Origin of the sequence: Microbispora sp. NPDC049633, assembly GCF_040675265.1 — a bacterium.
Classification (GTDB): Bacteria; Actinomycetota; Actinomycetes; order Streptosporangiales; family Streptosporangiaceae; genus Microbispora; species Microbispora maris.
Map to the genome: position 1 here is coordinate 1 of NZ_JBFAOO010000122.1, position 22422 is coordinate 22422.

Annotated in this window: 24 protein-coding genes and 1 pseudogene; 12 read left to right on the forward strand and 13 right to left on the reverse strand. The window is 71.3% G+C overall.

The features are described from left to right. The coding region (locus AB0J39_RS26550) for an N-acetylmuramic acid 6-phosphate etherase (RefSeq protein WP_363469241.1) at nt 1-523 on the forward strand (523 nt) is incomplete at its 5' end. Between the two features lie 115 nt (nt 524-638). Here the strand turns inward: AB0J39_RS26550 and AB0J39_RS26555 are convergent. Further along, nucleotides 639-1538: a MurR/RpiR family transcriptional regulator gene (locus tag AB0J39_RS26555; protein ID WP_363469243.1), complete on the reverse strand. Its 900-nt coding sequence runs from the start codon at nt 1536-1538 to the stop codon at nt 639-641. Between the two features lie 243 nt (nt 1539-1781). Here AB0J39_RS26555 and AB0J39_RS26560 point away from each other — a divergent pair, with 243 nt between their 5' ends. Then, nucleotides 1782-3338, forward strand: coding sequence for a family 10 glycosylhydrolase (locus AB0J39_RS26560; protein WP_363469245.1), 1557 nt, complete (start codon nt 1782-1784; stop codon nt 3336-3338). Between the two features lie 188 nt (nt 3339-3526). Here the strand turns inward: AB0J39_RS26560 and AB0J39_RS26565 are convergent, their stop codons facing one another. After that, nucleotides 3527-3946: a helix-turn-helix domain-containing protein gene (locus AB0J39_RS26565; protein WP_363469247.1), complete on the reverse strand. Its 420-nt coding sequence runs from the start codon at nt 3944-3946 to the stop codon at nt 3527-3529. 132 nt (nt 3947-4078) lie between these two features. Between AB0J39_RS26565 and AB0J39_RS26570 the strand changes: the two genes are divergently transcribed. Then, entirely contained in the window at nt 4079-4951 is an 873-nt protein-coding gene (locus AB0J39_RS26570; protein ID WP_363469249.1) for an aldo/keto reductase family oxidoreductase, read from the forward strand. A gap of 79 nt (nt 4952-5030) precedes the next feature. On the opposite strand, the gene AB0J39_RS26575 is transcribed toward AB0J39_RS26570, so the two are convergent. Next, on the reverse strand, nt 5031-5345 hold the full coding sequence (locus AB0J39_RS26575) for a carboxymuconolactone decarboxylase family protein (protein WP_363469251.1): 315 nt from the start codon (nt 5343-5345) through the stop codon (nt 5031-5033). A 108-nt stretch (nt 5346-5453) separates the two neighbouring features. Here AB0J39_RS26575 and AB0J39_RS26580 point away from each other — a divergent pair, with 108 nt between their 5' ends. Genes AB0J39_RS26580 through AB0J39_RS26590 form a run of 3 tightly spaced genes read left to right on the forward strand, consistent with a single transcriptional unit; the run spans nt 5454 to nt 8256 of the window. Next, entirely contained in the window at nt 5454-6098 is a 645-nt protein-coding gene (locus tag AB0J39_RS26580) for a TetR/AcrR family transcriptional regulator (protein WP_363469253.1), read from the forward strand. Between the two features lie 19 nt (nt 6099-6117). Then, complete coding sequence (locus tag AB0J39_RS26585) at nt 6118-7416, forward strand: anhydro-N-acetylmuramic acid kinase (protein ID WP_363469255.1); 1299 nt, start codon at nt 6118-6120, stop codon at nt 7414-7416. 21 nt (nt 7417-7437) lie between these two features. Next, nucleotides 7438-8256, forward strand: a complete 819-nt coding sequence (locus tag AB0J39_RS26590; protein ID WP_363469257.1) for a MerR family transcriptional regulator — start codon at nt 7438-7440, stop codon at nt 8254-8256. On the opposite strand, the gene AB0J39_RS26595 is transcribed toward AB0J39_RS26590, so the two are convergent. From AB0J39_RS26595 to AB0J39_RS26605, 3 genes are all read right to left on the reverse strand, one after another. Beyond that, on the reverse strand, nt 8253-8585 hold the full coding sequence (locus tag AB0J39_RS26595) for a hypothetical protein (RefSeq protein WP_363469285.1): 333 nt from the start codon (nt 8583-8585) through the stop codon (nt 8253-8255). The genes AB0J39_RS26590 and AB0J39_RS26595 overlap by 4 nt on opposite strands. A gap of 120 nt (nt 8586-8705) precedes the next feature. After that, nucleotides 8706-9029: a nuclear transport factor 2 family protein gene (locus AB0J39_RS26600; RefSeq protein ID WP_354842435.1), complete on the reverse strand. Its 324-nt coding sequence runs from the start codon at nt 9027-9029 to the stop codon at nt 8706-8708. A gap of 256 nt (nt 9030-9285) precedes the next feature. Continuing rightward, the gene (locus tag AB0J39_RS26605; protein WP_363469259.1) at nt 9286-10116 is read right to left on the reverse strand and encodes an SDR family NAD(P)-dependent oxidoreductase; all 831 of its coding nucleotides are present in this window, start codon (nt 10114-10116) and stop codon (nt 9286-9288) included. Between the two features lie 57 nt (nt 10117-10173). On the opposite strand from AB0J39_RS26605, the gene AB0J39_RS26610 reads away from it, so the two are divergent. Beyond that, nucleotides 10174-10830, forward strand: a complete 657-nt coding sequence (locus AB0J39_RS26610) for a TetR/AcrR family transcriptional regulator (RefSeq protein ID WP_363469261.1) — start codon at nt 10174-10176, stop codon at nt 10828-10830. On the opposite strand, the gene AB0J39_RS26615 is transcribed toward AB0J39_RS26610, so the two are convergent. Continuing rightward, a complete protein-coding gene (locus AB0J39_RS26615; RefSeq protein ID WP_363469263.1) occupies nt 10775-11908 on the reverse strand; it encodes an alpha/beta hydrolase in 1134 nt (377 codons plus the stop codon). The genes AB0J39_RS26610 and AB0J39_RS26615 overlap by 56 nt on opposite strands. Before the next feature lie 111 nt (nt 11909-12019). Between AB0J39_RS26615 and AB0J39_RS26620 the strand changes: the two genes are divergently transcribed. Both AB0J39_RS26620 and AB0J39_RS26625 read left to right on the forward strand, forming a co-directional pair. Next, nucleotides 12020-12466 carry a MarR family transcriptional regulator gene (locus AB0J39_RS26620; protein WP_363469265.1) on the forward strand — a complete coding sequence of 149 codons (447 nt, stop codon included), beginning with the start codon at nt 12020-12022 and terminating at the stop codon, nt 12464-12466. Nucleotides 12467-12505: 39 nt separating this feature from the next. After that, a pseudogene (locus tag AB0J39_RS26625) lies at nt 12506-12619 on the forward strand (IS5/IS1182 family transposase); the annotation flags it as partial. Nucleotides 12620-12634: 15 nt separating this feature from the next. On the opposite strand, the gene AB0J39_RS26630 reads toward AB0J39_RS26625, so the two are convergent. The 4 genes from AB0J39_RS26630 to AB0J39_RS26645 are packed head-to-tail and all read right to left on the reverse strand — an operon-like array spanning nt 12635 to nt 17328. Continuing rightward, the gene (locus AB0J39_RS26630; protein ID WP_363469267.1) at nt 12635-15076 is read right to left on the reverse strand and encodes a DUF4132 domain-containing protein; all 2442 of its coding nucleotides are present in this window, start codon (nt 15074-15076) and stop codon (nt 12635-12637) included. After that, complete coding sequence (locus tag AB0J39_RS26635) at nt 15076-15468, reverse strand: hypothetical protein (RefSeq protein WP_363469269.1); 393 nt, start codon at nt 15466-15468, stop codon at nt 15076-15078. The genes AB0J39_RS26630 and AB0J39_RS26635 overlap by 1 nt, the downstream gene beginning before the upstream one ends. A gap of 43 nt (nt 15469-15511) precedes the next feature. Continuing rightward, nucleotides 15512-16174 (reverse strand): response regulator transcription factor, encoded by a 663-nt coding sequence (locus AB0J39_RS26640; protein ID WP_363469271.1) that lies wholly within the window; start codon nt 16172-16174, stop codon nt 15512-15514. Continuing rightward, a complete protein-coding gene (locus tag AB0J39_RS26645) occupies nt 16171-17328 on the reverse strand; it encodes a sensor histidine kinase (protein ID WP_363469273.1) in 1158 nt (385 codons plus the stop codon). Before AB0J39_RS26645 ends, AB0J39_RS26640 begins: the two co-directional genes overlap by 4 nt. A 333-nt stretch (nt 17329-17661) precedes the next feature. On the opposite strand from AB0J39_RS26645, the gene AB0J39_RS26650 reads away from it, so the two are divergent. Beyond that, entirely contained in the window at nt 17662-18024 is a 363-nt protein-coding gene (locus AB0J39_RS26650; protein ID WP_363469275.1) for a hypothetical protein, read from the forward strand. Between the two features lie 125 nt (nt 18025-18149). Next, a complete protein-coding gene (gene ggt, locus AB0J39_RS26655; RefSeq protein WP_363469277.1) occupies nt 18150-19928 on the forward strand; it encodes a gamma-glutamyltransferase in 1779 nt (592 codons plus the stop codon). Between the two features lie 5 nt (nt 19929-19933). Here ggt and AB0J39_RS26660 read toward each other — a convergent pair whose 3' ends face one another. Then, complete coding sequence (locus tag AB0J39_RS26660; RefSeq protein WP_363469279.1) at nt 19934-21409, reverse strand: NAD(P)/FAD-dependent oxidoreductase; 1476 nt, start codon at nt 21407-21409, stop codon at nt 19934-19936. Between the two features lie 258 nt (nt 21410-21667). Then, nucleotides 21668-21841 (reverse strand): hypothetical protein, encoded by a 174-nt coding sequence (locus AB0J39_RS26665; protein WP_363469281.1) that lies wholly within the window; start codon nt 21839-21841, stop codon nt 21668-21670. A gap of 150 nt (nt 21842-21991) precedes the next feature. Here AB0J39_RS26665 and AB0J39_RS26670 point away from each other — a divergent pair. Continuing rightward, the coding region (locus tag AB0J39_RS26670; protein WP_363469283.1) for an SURF1 family cytochrome oxidase biogenesis protein at nt 21992-22422 on the forward strand (431 nt) is incomplete at its 3' end.

The following is a 22422-nucleotide window of genomic DNA, read 5'->3' on the forward strand; positions in this document are numbered from 1 at the left end:
CCTGGGCCCGCTCGACTCGCTCGTGGGGATCTCCGCCAGCGGCCGGGCGCCGTTCGTGCTCGGCGCGCTGGGCGAGGCGGCCCGCCGCGGGACGCTGACCGTGAGCCTGTCGTGCAATCCCGGGTCGCCGCTGTCGGAGCGGGCCGAGCATCCGATCGAGGTGGTCGTCGGCCCCGAGGTGGTGGCCGGCTCGACCCGGCTCAAGGCGGGGACCGCCCAGAAGCTCGTGCTCAACATGATCTCCACGATCGCGATGATCCGGCTCGGCCGGACGTACGGGAACACCATGATCGAGGTCTCGGCGGTGAACGCGAAGCTCGCGCGCCGGGCGACGCGGATCGTCGGCGACCTCACCGGCGCCGGGCCCGCCGCCGCGCGGGCGGCGCTGGAGGCGGCGGACTGGAGCATCAAGGCGGCGGTGCTGATGATCGAGCACGACCTCGGACCGGACGACGCCCGTGCGCTGCTGCGGGCCAACGGTGACCGGCTGGAGGCCGCCCGCCACGCCGGCGGCGCCGCCTGACGAGCTCCGGCGTTTGACGAGCTCCGGCGTCTGACGAGCTCCGGCCTTTCCCCCAGGAGGGCCGGGTGCTTCGCGGCCTGGCCGAGGGCGGGCCGGACGGCCGCTCGCGGAGTGGTCAGGCGCTGCGGACGCGGCGGTGGGCGTCGCCGAGGTAGTCGGCGAGCGCGTCGCGGGTCGCGCGCAAGGCGGCGTCGGAGGTGTCGAACGTGCGCTGCGCGACGCCGACGAACAGGCAGTCGACGATGAGGAGCTGGCTGATCCGGCTGGCCAGCGCGCCCGGCCGGAACGCCGTCTCGCGTCCCGCGGAGACCAGGACGTGGCCGGCGATCCCGGCCAGCGACGAGCGCGGGTTGTTGGTGATGGCCACGACCGTCGCGCCGGCCTTGCGGGCGACCCGTGCCGGGCCGAGCACGTCGGGTGTCTCGCCGGTGCAGCTCACGCCGACGGCGACGTCCCCCTCGCGCAGCAGCGCGGCGCTGGTGAGCGCGAGATGCGCGTCGGTGAAGTGGTGGCCGGGCAGCCCGATCCGCATGAGCTTCTGCGCCATGTCGGCCGCGACGAGGCCGGAGGCGCCCACGCCGTACACGTCCACGCGGCGGGCGCCGGCCACGGCGTCCACCACCGCGCCGAGCCCTTCGGGGTTGAGCTGGGCCGCCGTGTCGGCGAGCGCCTGCGACTCGGCCCGGGTGACTTTCGCGATGACGTCGGTCAGGGGGTCGTCCGGGGCGAGGTCGCCCGGCACGAGCCGTTCGGGGGTGTCCCTGGCCACGGCCGCGGCCAGCGCGAACCGCAGTTGCGAGTAGCCGGCGAAGCCCAGCGCCCGTGCCGTCCGCACGATCGTCGCCTCGCTGATCCCCGAGACCGCGCTGATCTCCGTGATCGTGCTGCGGGCCACCATGGCGGGGTCGTCGAGGATGAGACGCGCGATGGTCCGGGCGGCGGGGGTGAGCGAGGGCAGCACCGCACGCACCGTCGCGATCGGGTTGACCGGTGCGGCGCCCTCGTTCTCGTTCATCACCTGCAGCCTCTCCTGTGGCGCGATCAGCTTAGATCCACTCGCCCGCCGACGCGGGACAAGAAGACCAGAAGTCCACATGTCGAGACATGGGCGACGTGACCTGCACGCCCGGTGCCTCTCCCGCGATGACCTCTTGGGGCAGATTACACGTCTATGACACTTTCTTTTATCGGCATTGATCTGAAAGTAAGTTTCTGCCAGTGTCGTGATCGCCGCATCCCCCGGCCTTCGGAGGTCCGATTGAGCTCACCCTCCCGGCGTTCCGTGCTGCGCGGCCTGGCCCTCGCCGCCGCGGCGGCGAGCGTCCCGCTGCCCGCCCTCGCCGCATCCCCCGCTGCCGCCTCGCCCGCCGGATATGTCCCGCCGCTGCGTCAGATGCGCGGCATGTGGATCGCCTCGGTCGTCAACATCAACTGGCCGTCCAAACCCGGGCTGACGCCCGAGCAGCAGCAGGCCGAGCTCACGGCCTGGCTCGACCGGGCCGTGGCGCGCCGGCTCAACTCGGTGTTCGTGCAGATCAGGCCGACCGCCGACGCCTTCTGGCCGTCGCCGTACGAGCCGTGGTCGCAGTATCTGACCGGAGTGCAGGGGCAGGACCCGGGCTACGACCCGCTGGGCTTCGCCGTCGAGGCGGCCCACAGGCGGGGGCTCGCGTTCCACGCCTGGTTCAACCCGTACCGCGTGTCGATGCGGGCGGACCCGGCCGCGCTGCATCCCGACCACCCCGGCCGCCGCCACCCCGAATGGATCGTCCCGTACGGCGGCAAGCTCTACTACAACCCCGGCATCCCCGAGGTCCGCGCGTTCGTGCAGGACGCGATGATGGACGCCGTCACCCGGTACGACATCGACGGCGTGCACTTCGACGACTACTTCTACCCGGTCAACACCACGGCGTTCGACGACAGCGCGGCCTACGCGGCGTACGGCGCGGGCTTCCCCGACCTGGCGGCGTGGCGGCGCGACAACGTCGACCTGCTCGTCCGGGAGATGCAGCGGCGTGTGCGGCGGGCCAAACCCGAGGTGATCTGGGGCATCGGCCCTTCGGGCATCTGGCGCAACAAGGCCACCGATCCCCTCGGCTCCGACACCAGCGGCGGCCAGTCGTACGACAACCTGCACGCCGACACCCGCGGCTGGGTGAAGAAGGGCTGGCTCGACTACGTCGCGCCGCAGCTCTACTGGTACATCGGCCAGTCGAACGCCGACTACGCCAAGCTCGTCCCCTGGTGGTCGGACGTGGCCGCGGGCACCGGGGTGCAGCTGTGGATCGGCCAGGCGGCGTACAAGGCGGGGACGGCGGGGCAGCCCGCCGAGTGGTTCCAGCCGGACGAGCTCGCCCGGCACCTCACGCTCAACCGGGACCATCCGGAGGTCGGCGGAGACATCTGGTACAACGCGGCCGACGTTCGCGACGACCGGCTCGGCTCGATCAGCGCGGTCGTGAGCGGGCACTACACGCGGCCCGCGCTCGCGCCGCTGCTGCCGAGGCTCGCGGGCGGCGCGCCGCCGCGCCGTCCCGTGCTCGCCTCGGCCCGGTGCGTGAGCGGGGGCGTCGAGCTGCACGTCGAGGCGGCGGGACCCCACGCCCCGTTCCAGTTCGCCGTCTTCCGGTTCGACCGGCCCGCCCGCCGGCAGGACTTCGCCGACGCGACGCACCTGGTCGCGGTCGTCCCCGCGGGCAGGCACGTCCGCTGGGTGGACCCCGAGGGCGCGCCCGGCCACCGTTACCACGTCACGGCCGTGGACCGGGCATCCCGGCAGAGCGAGCCGAGCCGCGAACGCAGGGTGCACTGAGGGGGGAGCAGGGTGCACTGAGCGAGGGAGCAGGGTGCACTGAACGGGGGAGCAGGGTGCACTGAGCGAGGGTGCGGGGCCCCTGGGCCGGGGTGCCCCTGGCAGGGGCGTGCCGGTGTCAGGGCTTGCGCGGCGGGCGGTGCACGGCTGTCAGGCGATGTAAGAGCTGTCAGGCGGTGTACGAGCTCTCAGGCGGTGCGGGCGTCGTACGTCGCGCGGTGGGCGAGCACGTCGTCCATGTGCGCCTGGGCCCAGGTCTTGAGGCCGCGCATCGTCTGGTGCAGCGAGAGACCGAGGTCGGTCAGCTCGTAGGTGACCGTGACGGGTACGGTCGGCGTCGCGGTGCGGGTGATCAGGCCGTCACGTTCCAGGGAGCGCAGCGTCTGAGTAAGCATCTTCTGACTGACGCCGGCGAGCAGCCGGGACAGTTCCGAGTAGCGCATCGGCTGGGGCTCACCGTCGGAGCCGCCGCCCAGCGCGGCCAGGATCAGGGTGACCCACTTGTTGGAGATCCGGTCGAGCAGCTGACGGCTTGGACACGCTGCCAGGAACGCGTCATATTCCATCTTGGCCTGTTCCCTCTTCTGGGCCGCCGTCATCGTCGCCATCGACCGCTCCTCCAACGCGGGGGTGCCTTACGCACTCCGAAGTGCGTACTTCCCGTCAGGATGTTACCTCTCCAAAATGCAGCAAGGGGGCCCTAAGGCACCACCATTCAGCTCACGATGAAAGACAGAGGCATGAGCACGCTCTCCACTTCGCTTCCCGGCGGCATCTGGACTCTGGGCGACCTGACCGTCACCCGGTTCGGCTACGGGGCCATGCAGCTCGCCGGCCCGGGGGTCATGGGCCCGCCCGCGGACCACGACGGCGCACTGGCCGTCCTGCGCGAGGCCGTCCATCTCGGCATCACCCACATCGACACCGCCGACGCCTACGGACCGCGGGTCACCAACCAGCTGATCCGCGAAGCCCTGCACCCCTACTCCGACTCGCTGCACATCGTCACGAAGGTCGGTGCGACCCGCGACGAGCAGGGAGGCTGGCCCCCGGCCCGCCGGCCCGAAGACCTGCGCCGAGCCGTCCACGAGAACCTGGAGAACCTGGGCCTCGAGGTGCTGGACGTGGTCAACCTCCGGCTCGGCGACGCCCAGGGCCCCCAGCCCGGGTCGCTCGCCGAGGCGTTCGAGACGCTCGTCGACCTCCGGCGGCAGGGCCTGATCCGCCACCTCGGCGTGAGCAACGCGACGGCGGAGCAGGTCGCCGAGGCACGCTCGATCGCGCCGATCGTGTGCGTGCAGAACATGTACAACCTGGCCCACCGTCAGGACGACGAGCTGATCGACGAGCTCGCCGAGCAGGGCATCGCCTACGTGCCCTTCTTCCCGCTCGGCGGTTTCAGCCCGCTGCAGTCCTCGGCGCTGTCGGCCGTGGCCGCCAGGCTGGACGCTACGCCGATGTCCGTCGCCCTGGCCTGGTTGCTGCGGCGGTCGCCGAACATCCTGCTGATCCCCGGCACCTCGTCGGTGGCGCACCTGCGCGAGAACGTCGCGGGCGCGGGGCTCTCGCTCTCCGACGAGGATCTCGCCGAGCTGGACAAGATCGGCCGCTGAGAGCGGGCCGTAGAGCCCGGAGAGTCCGTAGAGCTCTAGAGGCCGGGGAGCCCGGGGAGCGGGGCCGGGGCGTGTGGGATCAGCGGACGGGGGCGAGCTCGGCGAGGCGGGCGTTGAGCGCCTTAAACGCCTGCCATGCCCGGGTCGCCCCGAACTGCGCGTTGAAGCGCAGCACGGCCCGCACGTCCTCGTGCGACGCCCCGGCCCCGAGGGCGCGGCCCACGTGGATGCGGAACGTCTCGTCCAGCGTCTGGTAGTGCATGTCGACGCTCATCGTCATGAACGCCCGCTCACGGATGCTCAACGTGCCCGGCCCTTGGACGCCGCGCACGCGCGACCGCAGGTCGAAGTACTCCAGGAGGTACGGGTCGAGCCGGCTCAGCTCGGCACGCACCGTCTCGGGCAGCGGGGTCAGCGCGCGTCGGGGCCATTCGCTCCTTCTGTAAACGGCCGTAGCGCTACGACTGTAGTGTGACGACCCTCCTCGTACAATGGGCCGGTCATGGAAGCCACCCCGACTCCGGCAACCGGGCCCCCGGCTCCCGCCGCCCGCCGCCGTCCGAACGCGCGCGGGCAGGGCGAGCGGCTGCGCGAGGAGATCGTCGCGGCGGCCATGCGGATGCTCGACGACCTCGCCGACGACGAGGCGCTGTCGCTGCGGGCCGTAGCGCGCGCGGTGTCGATCGCGGCGACCTCGGTCTACCTGCACTTTCCCGACCGCGACGCGCTCGTGCTCGCGGTGCTGCGGCGCTGCCACGAGGAAGTGGTGCGGGCCGGCGACGAGGCCGACGCGGCGCAGGAGGACCCCGCGGCGCGGCTGCGGGCGCGCATCCACGCGCAGGCCGCCTGGGCACACGAGCATCCGGGTCTCTACAAGGTGCTGCACGAGAGCGCGGTCCACCGCCGGCTCGGCATGCCGTTCAAGGAGGTGCTGGTGGCCAGGACCACGGAGGCGGTCCAGCGCTGCATGGACGCCGGGATCGCCCCGCGCGAGGACGCCGCCACGGTCGCCATCGACCTGCGCACCGCCGTGAATGGGATGCTGTCGCAGCGGATCAACGAGCCCGACCTGCCCTGGCCGCCCGCGGAGGAGCAGATCGACCGGTTCCTCACCAAGCTCGTCGGCCTTCCGCCGAGAGCCGGCTAGCGGTTCTCGCGAGGTGGTCATGCGCGTGCTCGGGCTGATCTCGGGGACCTCCCACGACGGGATCGACTGCGCGCTCGTCCGCTGGTCGGCGGACGGCGACCTGCTCACCGGGGTCGTGGAGCACACCGGCACGGTGCCGTACCCGCCCGGCCTGCGGGCCGCGATCGTCGCCGCGCTGCCGCCGAACAGTACGGACATGGGCGAGGTCTGCCGTCTCGACACGCTCGTCGGGCAGGCGTTCGCCGAGGCGGCGGCGGGCTGTCCGGCCGCCGACCTCGTCTGCTCACATGGGCAGACGCTGTATCACTGGGTCGAGGAGGGGCGTGTGCGCGGGACGCTCCAGCTCGGCCAGCCCGCCTGGATCGCCGAACGGCTCGGCGTCCCGGTCGTGTCGGACCTGCGGGTGCGCGACGTGGCGGCCGGAGGACAGGGCGCGCCGCTCGTGTCCGCCTTCGACCTGCCGCTGCTCGCCGGGCTACGCGAGCCCTCCGAGCCGCAAGGCTCGCCCGAGTCGACACCGACCCCGACCGAGCCGCCCGAGCCGACCCCGCCGGCCCCGCCCAGAGCCGCCGAGCCGCAGGGGCCGCCCGGATCGCGCGGGACGGCTGCTTCGCGCGGTCGCGCGGGCGCCCTCAACCTCGGCGGCATCGCCAACCTCACCGTGGCTCCCACCGCCGGCGAGCCGTCGCTCGCCTACGACACCGGCCCGGCCTCGGCGCTGCTGGACGCGGCCGTGCTCGCCGCCACCGGCAGGCCGTACGACGAGGACGGCAGGCTGGCAGCGGCGGGGAGGGTGCACGAGGGGCTGCTGACCGAGCTGCTCACCGAGCCCTACTATCACCGGCCGCCGCCCAAGACGACGGGCAAGGAGTTGTTCCACGCGGGCTACCTGGAGCGGGTGGCCGGGCCGTACGCGCTGGGGCTGCCGGATCTGCTGGCGACGCTCGCGGCGCTCACCGCCGAGACGGTCGCGGCCGAGATCCGGCGACACCGGCTCGGCACCGTGGTCGTGTCCGGCGGCGGGGTACGCAACCCGGCCCTGATGCGCGCCCTGCGCGCGCGGGCCGCAGGGGTGCGGCTGCTGCCGAGCGACGACCTCGGCGTGCCCTCGGACGCCAAGGAGGCGATCGCGTTCTCCTATCTCGGCTGGCTGACCGCGCACGGCCTGCCCGGCACGGTGCCCGCCTGCACCGGCGCGGCCGGATCGCGGGTGCTCGGCACGATCACCCCTGGGCGCGGCCCGCTGCGGCTGCCGGAACCGCTGGGCGCGCCGCCCCGGAGCATCCGCATGGGCGCTGTTGACCCTGACACCGTGTGAGGCACTGGAATCGGCCACACCATGTTCGCCATCGGAGACTTCGCCAGGCACGGCCGCGTGTCGGTCCGCATGCTGCGCCACTACGACGCGATCGGGCTGCTTCGCCCGGCCCACGTCGATCCCGCGAGCGGCTACCGCTTCTACGAGGCGGGCCAGCTCGCCCGGCTCAACCGGATCACCGCGCTCAAGGACCTGGGCTTCACGCTCCGGCAGGTGCGGGAAGTGCTGGACGAGCGGGTGAGCGCCGAGGAGCTGCGCGGGATGCTGCGGTTGCGGCAGGCGGAGCTGGAGGCGGCGGTGGCCGCCGCTACGGCACGGCTGGTCCAGGTCGAGGCGAGGCTCCGGACAATCGAGAGTGAGGGACACATGAACACCGACGACGTGGTGGTCAAGCGCATCCCGGCGGTCCGGGTGGCCGAGCTGAGCGCCGTGGCGCGCAGCTACGAGCCGGAGGACATCAGCCCGGTCATGGGCCCGTTGTTCGACGAGCTGTGCCGGAGGCTGGTCGAGGCCGGGGTGACCCCGGTGGGACCGGGGATCGCCTACTACGAGGACGCCCCCGGCGGCGACGGCATCCTCGCGCACGCCGCGATGCCGGTCGCGGTGGCGCCCGGGGACGGTCACGACTTCACGGTCGTGGACCTGCCCGCGATCGAACGGGCGGCCACGATCGTGCATCGGGGGCCGATGGACGACGTCCTCCCGGCCGCGCAGACGCTGGCGCGGTGGATCGCCGACGGCGGTCACCGCTCGGCCGGGTACGCCAGGGAGCTCTACCTGGAGGCCGGGGAGGACCCCGCCCGGTGGGTCACCGAACTCCAGGAGCCGCTCGCCGGCTAAGGCCTGTCTGACAATTCGAAATGGCGGAGCCAGAGCATGACGGATGCCAGGGTGACGCCTGCGAGGTAGCGGTCGGCGAGCTTGTCGAAGCGGGTGGCGACGGCTCGCCACTGCTTGAGCTTGCCGAAACAACGCTCGACCAGGTGCGCTCTTTGTCGGTGATCGCGTCGAAGGCGAAAGGGCGACTTCCCCGACTGCCCTTGATCACGCCAGGGCCGTTCCCTGCCGTCCGTCGCGGGCAGCAGGGCCCCGATCCGTTGCCAAGCCTTGTCGGTCAGCTCGCCTCGTCGCACCACGAGCGATTGTCCAACCGCATCCACCGTGATCATTTGTCAGGCAGGCCTCAGTTGCGTCACCACTGTCGGGTTGATCAGTTCGTCCATGGTGCCCATGGCTGGTCCCCTGTTCATGGCCGGGGCAGCCCTCAGGCCGCCCCGGCCGGTGATGAGTCAGACGGGGTCGATCGCGAGGTCGGTGACCTGGTCGTCCTTGATGCCGAACACGAACGCGAAGGACAGAGGCCCGCCGGGGAACTCACCGTCCCCGGAGGCCACCAGACGGTCGCCCGCGAACGAGGTCGGCGTGATCACAATCTTGGGGTTGATCAGGTGCCCCTGGATCCACTCGCGGATCTCGGCCTCGCCGGCGTAGGTCGTCCCGTCATCGCGCACGGTGGCCCCGTCGCCGAAGACCGCGGCCAGCGCGTTCGCGTCGTGCGCGTTGGTGGCCGCGATGAAGTTCTCGACAGCCTTGGGAAGGGTGATGTCGTCCATTTCCGCTCTCCGGTCTTCTCGGGTGACAGGACGCGGGCGCGTCCTGGTACGTCCCTGCAGCACCTCAGCAGCACGATGACGATGCGGGCGGCGACCCGCCGCAGGCCGTGCAGCGCGGTGACCAGCTCGAGGTGCCGAGCAGGGGTCAAGTCGGCATAGACATGCGCGGGCGCATACTGATGAAGGCTTCGTCGGGTCGGTTGTGTGTGGTCACTCAATCCACCCCGGCGAGGCTCCTCACGTTCTGGCAACAGGCTTAGAAGTCCGCACTGCGCGAGAGCTTTTCGTTCGCGCGCAACTCCGCGAGTGCGTTCTCGTGCATCGCAACAACGACGTCGTAGCCAGAGTTGCCGAGCACGATCCGTTGCGGCGGAACGGGTGCGTTCATCGCGCTGATAACGGCCTGCACTCCGCGTTCAGGATCACCCTCTTGCTTGCCGTTATGTTCCACGAACGCCGCCTTCACGCCCTCGACCAGCGGCACGTAGGCGTCGACGGTCTCGTTGACGGGCTCGTTTTGGAAGCCGGCGAAAGCCTTGGTGCGGAACGCTCCCGGCTCTACGACGAGCACGCGCACACCGAACGGCTCAACTTCATGGCGCAGTGTCTCCGACAGTCCTTCGAGCGCGAACTTCGCCGCTGAGTAGTAGCCGAAACCCTGTGCGCCGACGAGGCCTGCCACCGACGACATGTTCACGATCCAGCCGTCGCCGCGTGCCCGCATACCAGGCAGGGCCGCGCGTATCACCTCGACCACGGCGAATAGGTTGAGGTCGAACGTGCGGCGGATCGTCTCGTCGGGGGCCCCCTCGACCGAGCCGAACCAGCCACGGCCCGCGTTGTTGACGAGCACGTCGATCCCGCCGTACCGCTCCTCTGCCGTCTTGACCGCCGCACGCACCTGCTCGGCATCGGTGACATCGAGCTGGAGAACCAGCACACGGTCGCCGTGCGGTTCAGCCCATTCCTGCAGTTCAGAGGGCCGGCGTGCTGTCACCACCACCTGATCGCCCTGTTTCAGTGCAGCCTCGGCATAGACCAGGCCGAACCCTCCGGGTGTCCCGCCAGTGATGAACCAAGTCCTCATGGACTCCTCCTTCCGCTATAGCGAGCAATGTAGCGCTATATGGGCTACTATAGCAACATGCAGAACGCACGGGATCGACTGCTGCTCGTCGCGGCGGAGTTGCTGGAGAGCGGCGGCACGGTGTCCACGAGGGCGGTGTGCGAACGCGCCGGGGTGCAGGCCCCGACGCTGTACCACCACTTCGGCAGCAAGCAGGGCCTGATCGACGCCGTGCTGAACCACGGCTTCACCCAGTACACCGCGGTCGAGAGCTCTGGCGACCCGCTGGACGACCTGCGCGAGGGCTGGGACAGGCACGTGCGGTTCGGGCTGGAGCACCCGTCGTTCTACGGGCTGCTCTACGGCCGCGCCGAGCCGGGAAAGCCCTGCGCCGTCACCGCTCCCGCGCACGCCGCGTTGCGCGAGCGGTTGACCGCCGCCGCCGCCCAGGGCCTGCTCAAGGTGCCGGCAGACGAAGCCGCCGAACAGGTGCTTGCCGCCAACGTCGGCATCACGCTCACCTTGATCAGCCAGCCGGAGCCGGACTTCAGGCTGTCCGGACGCGTCCGCGAGGCCGCGCTGGCCGGAGTCCTGCACACGCCCTCCGCCGACGCCCCCGCGACCCGTGCGAGCGCCGCGCTGACGTTGCGTGCGCTGGTCGACAACGACCCGGGCGACCTCACCCCTGGCGAACGCGCGCTGCTCGGCGAGCTGCTGGACCGCCTGGCCCGCTAGAGCACGCGGTGCTCCGCAGAGGGGCCGCACGACCTCGTCGCTCTGGACGCGCGGCCCCGCCCGGAACCGGCACCGCCGGCCCGCGCGCCCGCTGCCACACGGTCAGCCGGTCGCCGTCGCGCGTGCCGGTCCAACGTGGAGGTGCGGCGCCGGTCCGGACGTCAGCCCACACTCCAGGTGTCTCCTGCCCGGCCCCCACCCGTACGGACAGGAAGCGCGCGGCCTCGTCGAGCGCCTCGTCGGCCTCGTCGAGGTGGCCGAAGTGGTTCTGGAACACGTGCGGCACCTGCGCCCAGACCCGCAGCGTGACGTCCACGTCGTCCGCGGCGGCGCGGGCGGCGAGCCGGACGGCGTCGTCCAGCAGGAGTTCGTTCGAGCCGGCCTGTACCAGTAACGGGGGCAGGCCACGCAGGTCGGCGAACACCGGGCTTGCCAGTGGATGGGCGGGGTCCTGACCGGCCAGGTAGTGGGTGGCGAACGCCTGGATCGCCTCCGGGGTGAAGATCGGGTCGGCGTCCTTCTTCGTGCTCATGCTCTGCCCCCCGAGTGTCAGATCGACCCACGGGGAGAAGACGACGGCGCCCGCCGGCTGCGGCAGGCCGGCGTCGCGGGCCGCGACCAGGGTGGCGACGGCGAGCCCGCCACCGGCGGAGTCTCCGGCGAGCACCAGCTCCTCCGGCCGCACGCCCTCGTCGAGCAGCGCCCGGTAGGCGGCGAGACCGTCGTCCACCGCCGCGGGGAAGGGGTGTTCGGGGGCCAGCCGGTAGTCCAGCGACGTCGTGCGCAGCCGGGCACGGGACGCCAGCTGGCCGGTGATCCCCGTGTGCGTGCCGGGCGCCCCCAGGACGTAGCCGCCTCCGTGGAGATAGAGCAGCCGGCCCCGGCCCGTGGCGGTGGCCGGGGTCAGGTCGAGCGCGGGACGGCCGCCGAGCTCCGTCTCGCGCACCGCGACGTCGCCGGGCCGGGGCCGCGAGAGGGCGCCGGCGAATCCGGCGCGCTGCTCCTCGAGCGTCGGGTTCGGGTGGACGGGGGCGTTGCGGTGCAGGGCGTCGACGGCCTCGCGCTGCTTGCGGGTCATCCGGACCTCCAAAGGTCGGGGTGAGAGGATGGATTACCTGGAATGCACTTGTGAGCCCTGCAACCCGATTCCCTGGAAGATGATTCCTTGGAATCTATGAGAGCGGTAACTGTGACGGATGTCACTCGCCTGTTCGTCGACCTCGTCCGCGTCGAGACCCGGCTGTACAACGCGGTGAGCGACCGGCTGCGCGCCGAGCACGGCGTCAGCCTGGGCCAGTTCGAGTTCCTGGAGATCATCGACCGCCTCCCCGGATGCCGGGTGCTCGACATCGTGCGCGAGGTGGGGATCACCGTCGGTGCCGTGAGCAAGGCGGTCGACCGGCTCGAGAGCGCGGGCTGGTGCGTGCGCGCGGCACACCCCGAGGACCGGCGGTCCTCCGTGCTCAGCCTGACGCCGGAGGGCGCGCGGATCCTGGCCGCCGCACGCCCCACGGTCGCGGACGAGCTGGCCGCCCGCACGGCCGCCGTCCCCGCCGCCGACCTCGCCCGGACCGCCGCGACGCTCGCCGCCCTGCGCGCGGAGCTGGAGGAGTGCCGCCAGGACGGGTCCTCATGATCCGCCCGCCCGGTACGGGTCCTGGCAGAGGATCTCCACCCGCTTGAGCCATCCGATCACGCCCTCGGACGAGCCCGGGGCGGACTGACCAGCAAGACTCTCCTCGCTTGCGACGGACGCGGCCGGCCGATGGCGTTCCTGGTCACCGGCGGCAACGTCGACGACTGTCTAAAGGCGGATCTGTTGGGTGATGCTCGGGTCGGTGATCTCCGTGTCCCCGGCCAGCAGCATCGCCTTGCTGAGGATGACCGCGAGCACCCGGTCGCCTTCGAAGGGGAGGAACACCTGGCCGGCCCCGGCCTCAGGGGCCTGCCTGGGGACGATGCACAGATACTGGTCATTCGGGGTCATCAGGATGTTGCCGGAGCCGAGGTGGATCTTGTATGTCCTGATGTCCCCCCGGACGTGCAGGAAGCGTCCCTCCAGGCTGCAACGGTCGGCGATCGCCAGCCGGGGCACCAGCCGGGCCAGCAGGTCGCGGCGGGTCCGCGCGGTGCCCGACAGCTCGCCGAAGCTGTAGGAGGTCCAGTATTCGCGGAAGCGGCCGTCCGGTCCGCCGTCCTGCCACGTCGGGTCGTTGCCGACGCTGGAGACGCCCACGAACAGGTCGACGTCCCGCATGATCTCGCTGAACACCAGCGGCGGCACCTGGTCCAGAGAAAGGGGCTGAGCCGGATCCGCGCCGTCCCGCAGCCATTGCTCATATCCGCGGCCGTAGGCATGGGCGAGGTTCTCCGGCGCTCCAAGGGGATAGAAGCGGACCTGGTCGGTCGACAGGCGCAGGTAGGCGCCCGAGTCGAGGGTGTCGGCGCCGTAGTCGTCCCCGACGCCCTCGATCCAGAACTCGGCGCGCAGGTTCCACCGCGGCAGCTCCCGAGTGGCCGGGGGGTAGCTGTCGTCGACCATCAGCCGCAGCTTGTTGCGCCACCCGCGTGCCGCGGCCAGCGCGTGGAACTGGTGCTGACGCAGGATGTGTGCGGCATACCTGTTGGAGTAGAACCGCGTGTTCTCCTCGGCGGCCGTGAGCAGGTAGACCTCGCGGTGGGCCTGTTTGAAGGGCTGGGTGATCCTGTGCCGCTCCAGCCAGTCACGCCAGGCGAGTACCTCGTCCACGTTGCGGCCGATCGGATGCCACAGACGCACGACCGCGTCCTCGGCGAGGGTGACCGGCGTGTCGTCGACGCGGCGTAACGTGCCATCCGCGTACGCGCAGGGAACGTCGCCGACCAGCCAGATCAGCCGTCTGCCGAGCGTGCCGACCAGCGGGTGGTCGAGATAACGCTCCCGCCAGGTCGCGTACGACCACGAGCGTTGCGCGAGGAACAGCTGGTCGAGCCGTTCGGCCTGGGCCGGCAGCATCTTGTCGATGTCCTTCGCCGACGCCTTCAGCTCGGCCAGCGCCGCGGCGTGGTCGCGGCGCACGCTCGCCGGAGGGGACATGACCTCGCGGCCTGCGGCGTTCTTCCACACGATGGACGTGCGGGTGCCGGTCACGCGCAGTTCCGCGGTGGCGTCGCCGATCACCCGGCTGCTGCGGCCCACCTCGGTCAGCCCGTACGCCGGGACGGCGAGCTCCTCGACCTCGTCGCGGGACAGCCCGAGCGCGGCGGCCCGCGTGTCGAGGGCGGTGCCGAGCACCTTCAGCGTGCCCTTGTAGGTGACGCGGGCCGACAGCCGGGCCAACTGTGCCAGGGCCGCCTCGCCCTCCATCCGGGCCAACGCGTGGACGGCGGCATTGGCCACCATAGGGTTGCGTGGGCCGATACCCGGGACCTTGCGCAGGGCCGTCTCGACCAGGTTCCCCATCAGCCGCGCGCTCTCCGGCCGTGCGGGGAGGAAGGCCAGCATCCAGGCCAGGCCGCGGACGCCGAGAGCGTTGTGCGGGTCGAACGCCTGGTCGTCCAGATACACCACGGGCATCGTGCGAGGCGAGCCCACCAGGGCGAGCCATCCGCTGATTATTTCCCGCGCCCGGTCGTGCCCCACCGCGTCGAGAAGCCCCCGAGCCTGCTTCTCCCATCTGCTCGACGGTTTCGCCGAGGTCGCGGTCACCGCGTGTGCCACCAGCGCGTCCCATCCCCTGCCCAGGGTGGCGAGATCGGCGAGCGCCCGATCGGCCCACTCCTCGCCCGGGTTGAGCGCCGGGTGGCCAGGGAGGGTGAGGATCTCATGGAGGCGGTCTCTCCCGTACATGCCGTGGGCCGTGCGCCTTATCACTCCGACCACGGCCGGGGGCAGCGTGCGGCCGGCGCCCAGCCACGCGTCGGCGAGGCGGGCGAGAAGCCCGTAGGCGTAGAACGTGCCGAAGCCCGCGGCCCGCGTGAGCAGAGTTCCGACCGCGTCGAGGTGCCGGTCGAGTGGCAGACGGCCGAGGATGATCTCCGCGAGGCAGTCGGCGATCCAGTCCTCGCTGGACCGGACGGCCGCGAGCGCGACCCGGATCCTGAGGTCCTCGGGCCTGGTGTCGAGAACGCCGGTGACGGGACTCCAGTCTCGGTTCCAGATCGTCTGCTCCCGGGCGAGTCGCAGCAGTTCGGCGGCCAGCGTCTCGACGTCTCCGGCTTCCGCGAGTTCACGTACCTGCTCCGCCGTGTTCGTGAGCCCGGGCATCAGCCACCGACCAGGGGAACGAGCTTGAGGAAGGTGATCTCCGTGTCGATCCGCAGGGCGATCTCGGCGTCCAGGTCCTCCACCTGCCGGTCGTCGACGAGTACGAGGAACCCGTTGCGGCCGAACGCCTCCACGGCCTTGGCGAACTGCTCCTCCGCGTCCACCCGCCTATGGGCGTGCACGCGGTGGCCGTTCAGAGTTCGCTCGGTGTCACCCGGCTGGACCAGCCCGCGGAAGACCTCCGGCCGGGTCGCGTTGTGCTCGGCGACCTCCTGGAAGATCCGCCGCCGGATGATCTCGCGCAGCGTGATCCGCTCTTCGAAGATCTCCAGATGCCAGGCTTCACGCCGCTCGCCGGACGTCGTCTCGTCGACGAAGCTCACTCTCACCATGGTTGCGGAGTGTAGGGATCACGCCCGACAGTCCGGCGCCGTCTCAGAGCCAGCCGGGTTTGACCAGGCCCGACTCGTACGCGATGACCACGAGCTGGGCCCGGTCGCGGGCGTGGAGCTTGGTCATCGTCCGGCTCACGTGGGTCTTGGCTGTCGCCGGGGACATGTAGAGCCGGGCCGCGATCTCGTCGTTCGTCATGCCGGTGCCCACGAGCGCGAGCACCTCCCGCTCCCGCTCGGTCAGCGTGTCGAGGCTGGTCGCGATGCCCGGCTCCTTGGCGCGGGCGACGTACTCGGCGATGAGCCTGCGCGTCACGCCGGGGGACAGCAGGGCGTCGCCGGAGGCCACCACCCGGACGGCCTGGATCAGCTCGGCCGGCTCGGTGTCCTTGACCAGGAAGCCGCTCGCGCCGCCGCGCAGGGCCTCGAAGACGTACTCGTCCAGCTCGAACGTCGTCAGCATGACGATCTTCACGTCGGTGAGGGCGGGGTCGTCCCCGATGCGGCGGGTGGCCGTCAGGCCGTCGGTGCCGGGCATGCGGATGTCCATCAGCACGACGTCGGGGCGCAGGTCCCGGGTGAGCAGGACGGCCTGCTCGCCGTCCCCGGCCTCGCCCACGACGGTCATGCCCTCCTGCGCGTCGAGCAGGGCCCGGAACCCGGCCCGTACCAGCGCCTGGTCGTCGGCGAGCAGGACGCGTATCAATTCGGCTCCTTCTGTCCGTCGGATGGGGGGAGGGGGAGGCGGGCCTCCACCCGGAAACCGCGGCCCGGCCGGGGCCCGGCCGTCAGCGACCCGCCGAGCGCGGCGGCCCGCTCCCGCATGCCGGGGATGCCGTTGCCGCCGCCCAGGCCCGTCTCGGCCCGTGCCGCGCCCGCGCCGTCGTCCTCGACCGTCACGACCAACTCCTCCGGCGCGTACGCGACGCGGACGGTCACCCGCGAACCGGGCGCGTGGCGCGAGACGTTCGTCAGCGACTCCTGGACGATGCGGTAGCCGGCCCGGTCGACGCTCGCGGGCAACGGACGTTCCCGCCCGGCCACCTCCAGCGTGACCGGCAGGCCGCTGCGCCCGGTCAGGTCGGCCAGGTGGGCCATGCCGGCCGTGGGGGAGCGCGGCGCGCCGTCCCTGAGCAGGTCGAGCACGCCGCGCATCTCGGTCAGCACGTCCTTGGACGCCTGTTTGATCGTGCTCAGCGCGGTGCGGGCCTGCTCGGGGTGGTCGTCCAGCAGGTGCAGCGCGGTGGACGCCTGGACGTGGATCAGCGAGATGTTGTGGGCGAGCACGTCGTGCAGCTCCTGGGCCATGGTCAGTCGTTCCTCGCTCGCCTGTCGCCTGGCCTCCTCCCGCTGGACCCGCTCGCGTTCGGCGAGGCGCTCGCGGCGCACGCGGTGGAACTCCGCGACGGTCAGCGTGAGCAGCAGGTAAGCCGCGACGGCGGTGTGGTGGAAGAGACTCGCCTGGTGGGGGATGAGCCAGGTGGCATAGGCGACCACGAACAGGAAGAACGCCGCCGACGACAGCCACGCCGCGCGGCGGTGCCCGGACAGCACCGCATGGAAGATCACGATGACCGGGCTGAGGAACACGGGCCCGTACGCGTAATCGAACAGCATGTAGACCGAGGTGGCCGTCAGCGTGACGGCCAGCGCGGCGAGCGGGTACCGGCGGCGCAGCGCGATCGCGAACGCCCCGACCAGCAGCAGCGTGTAGCCCCACCAGGTCAGCGGCACCCGCCCGAGATCGGAATTGCGCAGTTGCCAGTATTGCGCGCCCATCGACAGAAACACCTGGACGATCCCGACGATGACCGGCAGGACGGGATCGATGCGGTGATACAACGCGGAACCGGGACGCACACCCGCACGCTAGGCCATCGACGCAGGCCGCCGCATCCGCCCGCCGCCGCAGTCGGTCGTACGCCGGAAGGAGTATGACCCGCTCGCCTGGTGTTTCCCGGCATCGCTCGTCGCCCTGCCGCTGTGCCCTGCCGCCATGCCCCGGGGCCGCGCCGTCCGTGCCCGCGCCGCTCCCTCTCCGGGTCCCGTACGGCGATTCGGCCGCGCGTATACCCCGTCTATACCGAGGCGTCCGATGCTACTGCCCGAGCGTTCCCGGCTGCGCCTTCGCCTGCGGCCGGCGGACGAACCGCCGCTCCGTCGCCGGCGACCCCCAGGCATCGAGGAGCACAGATGAAGCTGAGGAAGATCCTGTCCACCGGCGCCGCCGCTGCCACGGCCGTCGTCGTGGCGACCGTCATCGCCACACCGGCGAACGCCGCGGAGGACACCTGCATCGTGGTCACGACGCACTGCGAGACGAACATCATCCACGCGAACAGCAGCGACTGGGTGTATTACAAGGTCCAGGCGGGTTCGATCCTCGGGGCGAACTACCGGGTGGTGGACGTCGACACCGGGGTGGTCGTCCGCAGCGGGTTCACCCGCAAAACCGCTCCCTTCTACGGCGCGGGCAGCATCTACGGGCTTTACGGCTACTACCGGCTCGAGGTCTACAACGCCACTCCCAGCGCCCGGGGCAAGCTGTACAACTGATCCCGGCTGTCAGCTGGTGTCCGGCTCGATCGGCCGTACGACGTCCAAATGCGGACAATCCCGAGGCGATTCTTACTCCGGTGAGTCATGCTGGAGTGATCGCGCGTGTGGTGGAGGTGCCAGGCATGAGGAGCGTCGTCGTCACTTCGCTGGGACTGGTCACGCTGGCGGGCCTCCTCGCCCCGCCCGCCCAGGCGGGCGTGCACCCTCCGCCTCCGCAAGAGATCAAGCGGCCGGTCGCGGAGGGGTACGGCGGGGCAGTGGCGACCGTGGACCTCGACGCGAGCAAGGCGGCGCTCACGGTGCTGCGCCAGGGCGGCAACGCGATGGACGCGGCGGTGGCGGGGGCGGCCGCGCTCGGCGTGACCGAGCCCTACTCCGCCGGGCTCGCCGGGGGCGGCTTCATCGTCTATTACGACGCCCGCAGGCGGAAGGTGACCACGATCGACGGGCGGGAGACCGCCCCGCAGGCGATGACCTCGACGACGCTGGAGGGCATCCCGTTCGCGGAGGCCGTCACCAGCGGGCTGTCGGTCGGCGTCCCCGGCAGCGTCGCGCAGTGGGAGACGGCGCTGCGCGAGTACGGCACGATGTCGCTGCGTGAGGCGCTGCGCCCCGCGATCGACATCGCCGAGAAGGGCTTCGTCGTCGACCGGACGTTCCACGACCAGACGCAGCAGAACGCCGAGCGGTTCGCCGACTTCACCTCGACCGCGTCGCTCTACCTCCCGGGCGGGCAGCCGCCGCGGGTCGGCTCGATCTTCCGCAACCCCGACCTCGCGCGTACGTACCGCGAGCTGGGCATCCGCGGCCCGTCCTGGTTGTACGGCGGGGCGCTCGGCCAGGAGATCGTCGCCACGGTGAAGAAGCCGCCGGTGCGCGAGGGCGCCACCCGGAACGTCCGGCCCGGGCTCATGGAGGTGTCCGACCTCACCGCCTACCGGGCACTGGAACGGCCGCCCACGAAGGTCACGTACAAGGGCCTCGACGTGTACGGCATGGCGCCGCCGTCGTCGGGCGGCTCGACCGTGGGGGAGGCGCTGAAGATCCTCGAGGCCCTGCCGAAGGTCGGCCTGCACGAATACCTGGAGGCCTCCCGGCTCGCCTTCGCCGACCGCAACGCCTTCGTCGGCGACCCGGCGTACGTGGACGTGCCGCTCGGCGCGCTGCTGTCCGACGGGTTCGCCAAGGAGCGCGCCTGCCTGATCGGCCCGCGGGCGATGGCGCACCCCGCCGCGCCCGGGTCGCCCGACGGGTCCTACTCCCCGTGCGCTCCGGCGGCTCCGGCGGCCCCGGCGCCCGAGGAGAAGAGGGAAGGGCCGGAGACCACCCACCTCGTGGTGACCGACCGCTGGGGCGACGTGGCGGCCTACAACATCACCATCGAGCAGACCGGTGGCAGCGGCATCGTGGTGCCGGGCCGGGGCATCCTGCTCAACAACGAGCTGACCGACTTCACCTTCGGCCCGGCGCCGGGCGACCCGAACCTGCCCGCGCCCGGCAAGCGCCCGAGGTCGTCCATGGCCCCCACCATCGTGCTCAAGGACGGCAGGCCGCTGCTCGCCGTCGGCTCACCGGGCGGCGCGACGATCATCACGACCGTGCTGCAGATCCTGGTGAACCGGCTCGACTTCGGCATGTCGCTGCCGGACGCGGTGGCCGCGCCGCGGGCCTCCCAGCGCAACACCGAGGTGACCCAGGCCGAACAGGCGTTCATCGACCGGTACGGCGAGAAGCTGGGCAGGCTTGGGCACACGTTCGCGGTGCCGACCACGCCACCGGCCGGCGAGATCGGCGCGGCGACCGGCCTGGAGTTCCTCCGGAACGGCCGTGTGCAGGCCGTCGCCGAGCCGGCCTTCCGGCGTGGCGGAGGCAGCGCCCTCGTGGTCAGCGCACGTCGCTGATCCGGTCAGCCCGCGTCGCCGGTCCGGGCGCCGATGAGCTCGTAGGCCTCCGGCTTCACCTTCCGGGTCCGTGCCCAGTATTCGAAGGTGAAGCCGGGCCAGAGCGTGCGGTTCTTGCCGTGCTCGTCCAGGTACCAGCTCGTGCAGCCGCCCTCGTTCCACACCAGCCGGTCGAGCCGCCGCTGCAGGCGGTCGTTGTAGGCCCGCTGCGCCGACGGCCGTACGTCCAGGGCCTTGGCCTTGGCTCTGGACAGCAGCCGCAGGCAGTCCAGGACGTACCGGACCTGTGATTCGATCATGAAGACGACCGAGGTGTGCCCGAGGCCGGTGTTGGGGCCGAGCAGGAAGAACAGGTTGGGGAAGCCCGCGGTGGTGACGCCGTGATAGGCCTCGATGCCGTCGCGCCACGCGTCCTGGAGCTTGACGCCGTTCCTGCCGACGATCCGCTGCTCGTTGAGGGAGTCGACCACGCGGAAGCCCGTGCCGTAGACGATCACGTCGACCTCGTGCTCGCGCCCCGTGGCGTCCACGACCGACCGCTCCCTGATCTCGGTGATCCGGTCGGTGACGAGCTCGACGTTGTCCCTGGTCAGCGCGGGATAGTAGTCGTTGGACTGCAGGATGCGCTTGCAGCCGATGGTGTAATCGGGCGTCAGCTTCGCGCGCAGGCCGGGGTCGGGCACCTGCCGGGCCAGGTGCCGCTCGGCCATCGCCTGGTGGACCTTCATCAGCCGGGGGTCGATCGTGAAGCCCACGGCCCGGGTCTCCAGCAGCCAGTAGACGGCGTCGCGCAGCAGGCGGGCGCCGACCGGCGTCTCCATGGCCCGCTTCAGCCGCCCCTCGATCGGCAGGTCCGGCTTGGGCTGGATCCACGGAGGGGTGCGCTGGAACACGGTGAGGCGGCTCGCCTGCTCGGCGACGACGGGGACGAACTGGACCGCCGACGCGCCGGTGCCGACGACCGCGACGCGCTTGCCGGTCAGGTCCGTGGAGTGGTCCCACCGGGCGGAGTGGAACGCCCTGCCGGTGAAACGCTCGCGGCCGGGGATCTCGGGGAACGACGGCACGTGCAGGGCGCCGACGCCGGACACGACGGCGTGGGTCTCGAACGTCTCCCCGTCGCCGGTCGACACGCGCCACAGGGCCCGCTCGTCGTCGTACTCCAGCCCGCAGACCTCCGTGTCGAACCGCAGGTGGGGCTCCACGCCGTACTTGCGGGCGCAGGCCCGCATGTAGTCCCAGATCTCCTCCTGGGGGGAGAACAGCCGCGACCAGCCGGGGTTGAGTTCGAACGAGAAGGAGTACAGCGGCGAGGGGACGTCGCAGGCGCAGCCGGGGTAGGTGTTGTCCCGCCAGGTGCCGCCGAGCTCACCGGCCTTCTCCAGGACCACGAAGTCGTGGTAGCCGGCCTCCTTCAGCTTGATGGCCATGCAGAGCCCGGCGAAGCCGGAACCGATGATCGTGACGCCCGGACTGGGCATGCGTCCTCCCCGTCCTATTGGAACATCGTCCAATATATTCGCGTCCGCACGCCGGGGTCCAGCAACACAATGCGGCAGCGGTGGCGCCTATCCGGTGACGGCCGGAGAAGGCCTCTGGCCGACGCGGGGGCGTTTACGGCTCTCCGTCACCTTATGTGGTGCCCGTCCATTTTCGGGTCGACGTCCGCGTCGGATGGGCCGCGCTGGGCATGACAAAGCCGCCGACGGGCGCGGTCGTCGGCGGCTGGTACAGGTATGTCAGCGAACCAGGAGGTAGGCCACCACAGCGAGGATCACGACGAGCGCCGCGCCGACGGCGATCCAAATCGGCAGGCGGGACGGCTGCTCGTTGGATGCCGCCGTGTCCTGCTGCTGTGCGAAGGCGCGGAAAGCCTGGGTGTTTCCGGCCGGGTCGATCTGAGGGTCGGACATGGCCAAGACTCTAGCGACCCACGGTGTGTCACGGCTGTGATTTGTCGCTTTTTGCCCTCCGATGGCGCTGACTTGGGGCTCCTCCTCGGGGGCACCCGTGACACCGGCGCGAATACCGGACCGGTACGGCCGGCGGATAGCGTTGTATACATGCTCCGCACCCTCCTGGCTCCCCGGCTGGTGGCCCTGCACCTGCTGGTCATCGGGGTGCTCGTGTCCTTCACCTTCCTCGGCCGCTGGCAACTCGGCGTCTTCGAGGCGTCGGGCGCCCCGCGGCGGGCCCCCGACCCCGCGCCCGTCGCCGTCACCGAGCTGACCCAGGTGGGCCGGCACATCAGCGGCGCCGCGATCAGCCGCAAAGTGACCGCCACGGGGACCTACGACGCCGCGAACCAGTTGCTGGTGGCCGATCGGGTCGCCGACGTCGACGCCCCCGGCGGGAGGGCGGCCCGGGGGAGCGGATTCTGGCTGCTCACCCCGCTGCGGCTCGCGGACGGCACGGTCGTCCCCGTCGTACGAGGCTGGGTCGCGACGGCGGCCGACCCCGCCGCGGCCGTGCCCGAGGGCGCCGTCACGGTGAC

Excerpts from the sequence above, each read along its gene's own strand:
- AB0J39_RS26610 (WP_363469261.1), top strand. The coding sequence starts at position 10,174 with ATGCAGAACGCACGGGATCGACTGCTGCTCGTCGCGGCGGAGTTGCTG.
- AB0J39_RS26570 (WP_363469249.1), top strand. The coding sequence starts at position 4,079 with ATGAGCACGCTCTCCACTTCGCTTCCCGGCGGCATCTGGACTCTGGGC.
- AB0J39_RS26595 (WP_363469285.1), bottom strand. The coding sequence starts at position 8,585 with ATGATCACGGTGGATGCGGTTGGACAATCGCTCGTGGTGCGACGAGGC.
- AB0J39_RS26580 (WP_363469253.1), top strand. The coding sequence starts at position 5,454 with ATGGAAGCCACCCCGACTCCGGCAACCGGGCCCCCGGCTCCCGCCGCC.
- AB0J39_RS26615 (WP_363469263.1), bottom strand. The coding sequence starts at position 11,908 with ATGACCCGCAAGCAGCGCGAGGCCGTCGACGCCCTGCACCGCAACGCC.
- AB0J39_RS26565 (WP_363469247.1), bottom strand. The coding sequence starts at position 3,946 with ATGGCGACGATGACGGCGGCCCAGAAGAGGGAACAGGCCAAGATGGAA.
- AB0J39_RS26665 (WP_363469281.1), bottom strand. The coding sequence starts at position 21,841 with ATGTCCGACCCTCAGATCGACCCGGCCGGAAACACCCAGGCTTTCCGC.
- AB0J39_RS26660 (WP_363469279.1), bottom strand. The coding sequence starts at position 21,409 with ATGCCCAGTCCGGGCGTCACGATCATCGGTTCCGGCTTCGCCGGGCTC.
- AB0J39_RS26600 (WP_354842435.1), bottom strand. The coding sequence starts at position 9,029 with ATGGACGACATCACCCTTCCCAAGGCTGTCGAGAACTTCATCGCGGCC.
- AB0J39_RS26590 (WP_363469257.1), top strand. The coding sequence starts at position 7,438 with ATGTTCGCCATCGGAGACTTCGCCAGGCACGGCCGCGTGTCGGTCCGC.
- AB0J39_RS26585 (WP_363469255.1), top strand. The coding sequence starts at position 6,118 with ATGCGCGTGCTCGGGCTGATCTCGGGGACCTCCCACGACGGGATCGAC.
- AB0J39_RS26650 (WP_363469275.1), top strand. The coding sequence starts at position 17,662 with ATGAAGCTGAGGAAGATCCTGTCCACCGGCGCCGCCGCTGCCACGGCC.
- AB0J39_RS26630 (WP_363469267.1), bottom strand. The coding sequence starts at position 15,076 with ATGCCCGGGCTCACGAACACGGCGGAGCAGGTACGTGAACTCGCGGAA.
- AB0J39_RS26555 (WP_363469243.1), bottom strand. The coding sequence starts at position 1,538 with ATGAACGAGAACGAGGGCGCCGCACCGGTCAACCCGATCGCGACGGTG.
- AB0J39_RS26605 (WP_363469259.1), bottom strand. The coding sequence starts at position 10,116 with ATGAGGACTTGGTTCATCACTGGCGGGACACCCGGAGGGTTCGGCCTG.
- AB0J39_RS26635 (WP_363469269.1), bottom strand. The coding sequence starts at position 15,468 with ATGGTGAGAGTGAGCTTCGTCGACGAGACGACGTCCGGCGAGCGGCGT.
- ggt (WP_363469277.1), top strand. The coding sequence starts at position 18,150 with ATGAGGAGCGTCGTCGTCACTTCGCTGGGACTGGTCACGCTGGCGGGC.